Here is a 6,000-nt window from a genome sequence, read left to right as displayed (position 1 = left end):
ACGTTTCATCATCATTCTAATTAATTGTGGTTAAATGATCTAAAAACCCCTCTGTAGACTATTTTCAGGACGATCTACTTACTTAGGATTGGAAAAGCAACAGCACACTTTGTTGGAACTGATTGATTATCATAATACGCATCTTAAAGATAGCCTGGAATGGGGAACGTTGAAAAACTATTTTACTACCCAAAGATATGTGAAAGAGTTTTTAACTGTAAAGCTTCGGAAAAAAGATATTTATCTTTCCCATCTTTCTTATCAGTTCATTACGGAGCTTGAAATGTTTCTAAAAAGCTATCAACCTAAGGATCATCGTAAACCGATGGGGCAGAACACCGTGATGAAGCATATTGAGCGCTTACGGAAGATGATCAACTTAGCTATTAAAAATGAATGGCTTGAAAAGGATCCCTTCCATAAATTTAAACTTAAGTTTGAAAAAAAAGACAGGGGTTGTCTCACACAGGAAGAACTAAGCCGAATTGAAGAAAAAGACTTTAGGCTGGAGCGTCTCAATCAAACCCGTGATATTTTTGTGTTTAGCTGCTATACGGGCCTTTCTTATGCAGAAGTATATGATCTCAAACCAGAACACATAGTCATTGGGCTGGATGGTGAAAGATGGATAAGGGGGCAGCGAAAAAAATCCAAAGAGTGGTTCAAAGTACCGTTACTTCCTAAAGCACTGAAAATTATTGAACGATACAAAGAAAATATTCTTGCCCAGGCCAATGGTAAAGTATTGCCGGTATATACCAATCAGAAGACAAACTCCTATTTAAAAGAGATTGCTTACTTATGCGAGATAGATAAACTGAACAGGGGTGGGACGGAAGTTTCGCAGGGAAGAAACAGCCCATGGGCATGTACATATGGGTGATCAAGGGTACATATACCAGTGGACAACCTCTTCTGGTCCAAGGTAGAAAGTCTGGTATTGTCCGTCTACTTCGCTAATAGAAACCACAAAATCTTTAATTCAGAATAATGATAAATCAACATATTCGCCAATCTTTTGCAGTGATACTGTTTCTCATGGTCTGCATTTCGGCAGCCTGGGCACAGCAGGGAAACTTCTCACTTTATCACCAGACACCTTTTCTGACCAATCCGGCAATGATCAGTACAGTGGAAGATGCTCGTATCTTTGCAAACTACCGTAACCAAACTATCAGCGCAGGTGAGAGCTTTCAGACTTCCATGCTATCAGGTTAAGTGCCTATCCGTGTGGGGCATCACCGCCTGGGGGTAGGTGCGGCCTTCCTCAACGATCGCTCTTCGGACATCGTACAGACCAACAGCGGTATGCTGGGGCTGGCCTACAGCATAAAGGTATTCCCGCGAAGCTCGTTGAGTATGGGCTTCCAGGGAGGCTTCTTTCAGCGTAGTCTCGGATTTAACTTTACTACCGATCAGCAGTATGTAGATGGAGTATTTGACCCTAATGCTGGCACTGGAGAAACTCTGATCAACAACACTACCAGCTACCTTAGCGGCAGCGGCGGGCTGCACTGGCAGTGGAAAGGTACAGATGGACAATTAAGAGCTTTTGCCGGGGCTTCTATCTTCAATTTTAATCAGCCTAATGCTTCCTTCATCACGGACGGACAGGACCAGGTACCTCTTTCCTGGAAACTCACTGCTGGCTACCGAGCTTATAGTCAGGGACGTTTCTCGGTCATGCCTACGTTTCGCTATGTGCAGGAGGCCCAAAATAGCTTTTGGAACGCAGGCTCCTGGCTGGGATATCAAATGAACCGTGAGAGACAGCAACAAGTAGCTCTCGGTTTATGGTACAATACCAACCAGGCAGGAGTGGTATCGCTGGAGTACCAGCAGGAAAACCTTAGCCTGGCTGCCTCTTATGATCAGCCTGTGTCCAATGAGCTCAATACTGCTCTTCAGACTGGTATCTTTGAGATTTCCTTATCGTTGCGAATTCGTAAAATCATGCAACCTGAATCACCTATAGTAGTAGACAAGGACTCGAAGAAAGAGATTGAAATTGAAGAAAAGGAGATGGAAAAAATAGAGGAAGAACTGGACCCTGAACCGGTTCCGCTGACTAAACCTGCTTCAGTAGAAAAGCTCGACAACCGTCCTATGGAAATGTCTAGCGCTAATCTGCCAAAGGTAGAGAAGAAAATGCAGCTAGCCGAGAAGGACAAACTTAACCTGGAAAAGACAGTACGATTTGAGTTCCAGACTGCTGAGCTTGACCAGAGTTCTAAGCAGTTTTTGAACCAGATTGCCGAGATCATGCGGAGTAATGAGTGGTTGAAGGTGGAACTCATCGGTCATACCTGCAATGTTGGTACTGAGGAACGGAATAAGGCTTTATCCATAGAAAGAGCCAAAGTAGTGCAGCAGTTCCTCCTACAGAAAAATGTGGATAGTTCTCGTATACTCATCAGCGGTGCAGGGGAGACTCAGCCTATCACGGAAAATACCACCGAAGAAGGTAGAAGTATCAACCGCAGAGTTGAATTCCGAATTATTGAAAATTAGTAAGATAAAATTTCTTAAAGGACTTTCCTTCCAGGAAACGAAGAAGGAAAGTCTTTTTCTGAGTTCCACATGGAAATTTGATTGCCTCCATCAACATAAATCATGAAAACCTTCATAAATTTTATTTAACAGTTTTTAACTAAGGCGTAATCACTTAACATAATGAAAAACCCTCATCTTACTGCGCTACTGTGGGGCTATTTTAGATAGAGGACAAACTTTAGGTTGCTGAGAGTCGTTTCTAATCGCTGGTCTTTTAGCAATCCAAGACACTTAGCCTTTCTTGATACCTGGTAAAAATAATAAAGTAAAAGAAACAAGTGCCCTTCTGTAGGGGTATCTTAACTAGGGGGTAAAATTTATGCTGTACATATTTTTAACTAACTAGATCAAGGAGATGAACATTGAGCATTTGGATTTTAAAATAGCCCATTTTATGGAACGCTGGGGCAAGCTAGCCCTTCGTATATCTCTTGGCATCATCTTTTTCTGGTTCGGTATTCTGAAGGCTTTTGAAATATCTCCGGCGGCATCTTTGGTAGAGGCTACCATCAATTGGCTGCCTCTGCTGGGAGGGAGCGATTGGGTAAAAATCGTTGGTTGGTGGGAAGTAGTCATTGGCCTGTTTTTTCTTTCCAAAAAGACTATACGTATTGCCATTGCTCTTTTGGCCATACAGATGGTAGGCACGATTTTACCTCTGTTCATTTTTCCAGAGGTCACTTTTCAGCAGGGACGTATTCCTTACGCGCCTACTCTGGAAGGGCAGTACATCATCAAAAACCTGCTGATTATATCTGCTGCACTTGTCATAGGAGGCACTGTAAAGAAGGGACAGGTCACGGTGTAATTCCTTTCAGATGGGACCAGAAAGATGCAGCACAGATATTTGCTGAAACCATTGCCACAGCTGACAAAGAGTATGACCTGGTGTTTAATGATTCGGCGGGCAGGATGGAAGGCACAGGCGTTGAGCTGATCCTGAATGCCTCTGATGTAGTTATCATTCCTTTGATTGCTTCACCTATTGAATCTGGTACGCTACAAAAGGGACCTGAGCACCGTTAGCGATCTTATCACCGCTGAAGATATGATTGACGAGTTCAATATGTATAGCAAAGAATTCAGGAAACTCATCAAGTGATGGCAAAGAAGCAACCCTCCGATAAGCTCCAGCGGATGATGAACATAGCCAACCGCAACAAAGTTGATCAATCAAACCAACCTGATAAAAAGGAAGAACCGCCAGAAGATAAAAGCAGGAGGCAAAGCCGGATCAGGCTGGACCTAAGCGGTCGCCGCTGCGAAAAAATAAAGCACAGTCAAACGATAAAATATTTAGTTCTATGGATGATATGTTGAACAAGCTCAAAGAAGAGAACAAGTCAGAAAGTGAGTATACACAGTTCCGGATGCGGAACACTGTCATTGAGGGTATGAAAGAAATTGCTGATAAAGAGGATATTTCTTCACATGATAAACTCATCCATGAGATTCTGGAAAACTTTATCAGTGCATACCAGGCGCAAAAAGGTAGTTAATTGATGTATGCTTTCATTCCATACATTTTTGTATTGACATTTGCATTAGACCTTGGGTAGGAGATTACCCGCTGTTTTATGTTAATGACCGCTCGGTGTGATGGTCCGGTGGTTTTGTTTTTTTGAAAAGTTTAATATATTTGTAACCTATAACGTAATAAGTTACGTATATAGGATTGTAGCTTGTACAAGCAGTTGGGCCTTCGGGCAAAAACTGAGACTACAAAAAATAAGAAAATGATTAAAAGTTTTCGCCACAAGGGTTTGAAAAAATTCTTTGAAAAAGGCGATTTATCAGGAATCAATCCGACTCACACAAAAAAGGTGAGAAAGATTATGGTTAGACTAAATTCAGCCACAGAGCTGAAAGATTTAAATTACCCAGGTGGCGGGCTACACAAGTTGAAGGGTGACTTAGAGGGTCATCTAGCATTAAAGGTCACCGGAAATTGGCGCATAACTTTTCTTTTTGAAGATGGAGACGTTTATGTAGTCGATTATCAAGATTACCACTAAATAGTTAAGACCGGCACTGAGTAAGCAGGTGCCGGTTAAAAACTTTATACACATTCGCACTATGACAATGATTATGTTCAATCCTCCCCATCCTGGAGAGATACTGAGGGAGGACTATCTTGAGCCGCTACAATTGACTGTAACGAGAACAGCTGAAGCGTTGGGCGTAACTCGTAAAAATCTATCGGAAATTCTAAACGGCCACACTGGCATTAGTCCTGAAATGGCTGTGAGACTGAGCAAAGCCTTTAATACTTCAGCTCAATTTTGGCTAAATTTACAGGTGCAGTATGATTTATGGAAAGCAAACGAAAAAATGAGTGATGTACCTGTTCAAGAACTGTATTCAGAAGAAATAGAGTAGCTGGTAAATAAATACCGGCTATTTTTATCATACAATTAAGTTTCTTGGGACGCTTATATTGCTTGACATAGCTTTGTCTTTACATCTGGAAGGGCATAGGTATACTATTCCTTGTGTACTTTCATATTCCCAGATTACATTAAAAAACAGTCACAACCAGAGCATACTTTATCTTTTACTTTTTTACCTCTTCTCTTTGTTATTTTTAGTTCATCAATCATAATTACAAAAAGCTTAGTGTTAAGTATTTATATAGGAATTCTTTTTTAAAGGTTTTTGATAATTTCTAAATGACCCGTCGTGACCTGAACAAACTAACATTCATTTGCCGAAAGGAGCAAATTAACTTCCATGTAAAAAAGATAGTGGATGGCAACTACTCTATTTTTATCTCTGAGGAAAGAAGATCCATTACACCCAACTTTAAATCTTATTCACTGGCAAAGGAAAAGATTGATCAGATACTATATCTGAGAGAGCACAATATGACTTATGATGAATGGCTGAGGGAAAAAAGTTAAATATAAAAGAAAAACCCGACATAGCCAATACCTATACCGGGCACCCTTCTTTCAATCATCATCAAGTCTAAAAAATGTTCTGTTGTCAGTTGAAAAAATAGTTAAAGAATATGCACTCTAACTATTTCAAAGGTATAGCACGCAGATCGGCTATGAAATAGAGATAAGTGATTGAATTGGCTAAGCAATTAGGGCTAATCATTATAGCCATACTTCCAGGGCAAAAGAAAAGCCCGGGTGGCTATATGGCAGTAGGATCCCCGGGCTTAGCTATACAAAATATATTTATGACTAATCCTTTTTAAAGGACTATGTAAATATCGCCGGTTGAACGTGATTTTCATTACGCAATTTCTCCCTAATCTTACCAGGTAATAAAAAAAAGTAAAGCAGCCCCAACGGAGTTGACATAATGCAGCTGCTCTTCTCAACATAGCATGATTAATAAGTATACCTACGATACAATACTAGAAAGAAGGAATGACATTGAGGTTAAGGCAGGATTACCATACTGTTATGAAAAGAAAAGCCCGGATCTTTATGCGAT

General features: G+C 40.7%; 9 protein-coding genes and 1 pseudogene. All 10 read left to right on the top strand.

Features of this window, described 5'->3' with window-relative positions; all coding sequences use genetic code 11:
• Positions 1-88 precede the first annotated feature (88 nt).
• Positions 89-883, top strand: coding sequence for a site-specific integrase (locus tag WJR50_RS30230; RefSeq protein ID WP_341297068.1), 795 nt, complete (start codon positions 89-91; stop codon positions 881-883).
• A 107-nt stretch (positions 884-990) separates the two neighbouring features.
• A pseudogene (locus WJR50_RS30225) lies at positions 991-1,929 on the top strand (PorP/SprF family type IX secretion system membrane protein); the annotation flags it as partial.
• Positions 1,930-1,953: 24 nt separating this feature from the next.
• Positions 1,954-2,511: an OmpA family protein gene (locus WJR50_RS30220; protein WP_341297069.1), complete on the top strand. Its 558-nt coding sequence runs from the start codon at positions 1,954-1,956 to the stop codon at positions 2,509-2,511.
• Between the two features lie 397 nt (positions 2,512-2,908).
• On the top strand, positions 2,909-3,361 hold the full coding sequence (locus WJR50_RS30215) for a DoxX family membrane protein (RefSeq protein ID WP_341297067.1): 453 nt from the start codon (positions 2,909-2,911) through the stop codon (positions 3,359-3,361).
• A gap of 80 nt (positions 3,362-3,441) precedes the next feature.
• Positions 3,442-3,579 (top strand): hypothetical protein, encoded by a 138-nt coding sequence (locus tag WJR50_RS30210; RefSeq protein ID WP_341297066.1) that lies wholly within the window; start codon positions 3,442-3,444, stop codon positions 3,577-3,579.
• A 75-nt stretch (positions 3,580-3,654) separates the two neighbouring features.
• Positions 3,655-3,873: a hypothetical protein gene (locus WJR50_RS30205; protein WP_341297065.1), complete on the top strand. Its 219-nt coding sequence runs from the start codon at positions 3,655-3,657 to the stop codon at positions 3,871-3,873.
• The gene (locus WJR50_RS30200) at positions 3,858-4,052 is read left to right on the top strand and encodes a hypothetical protein (RefSeq protein WP_341297064.1); all 195 of its coding nucleotides are present in this window, start codon (positions 3,858-3,860) and stop codon (positions 4,050-4,052) included. The genes WJR50_RS30205 and WJR50_RS30200 overlap by 16 nt, the downstream gene beginning before the upstream one ends.
• Before the next feature lie 237 nt (positions 4,053-4,289).
• Positions 4,290-4,568, top strand: coding sequence for a type II toxin-antitoxin system RelE/ParE family toxin (locus WJR50_RS30195; RefSeq protein ID WP_341297063.1), 279 nt, complete (start codon positions 4,290-4,292; stop codon positions 4,566-4,568).
• A gap of 61 nt (positions 4,569-4,629) precedes the next feature.
• Positions 4,630-4,932, top strand: coding sequence for a HigA family addiction module antitoxin (locus WJR50_RS30190; protein ID WP_341297062.1), 303 nt, complete (start codon positions 4,630-4,632; stop codon positions 4,930-4,932).
• A gap of 290 nt (positions 4,933-5,222) precedes the next feature.
• On the top strand, positions 5,223-5,453 hold the full coding sequence (locus WJR50_RS30185; protein ID WP_341297061.1) for a hypothetical protein: 231 nt from the start codon (positions 5,223-5,225) through the stop codon (positions 5,451-5,453).
• Positions 5,454-6,000 lie beyond the last annotated feature (547 nt).

It is taken from the genome of Catalinimonas locisalis (assembly GCF_038039535.1).
Taxonomy (GTDB): domain Bacteria; phylum Bacteroidota; class Bacteroidia; order Cytophagales; family Cyclobacteriaceae; genus Catalinimonas.
The sequence above is the reverse complement of the archived record's forward strand: the minus strand, read 5'-3'. Positions and strand labels throughout refer to the sequence as shown.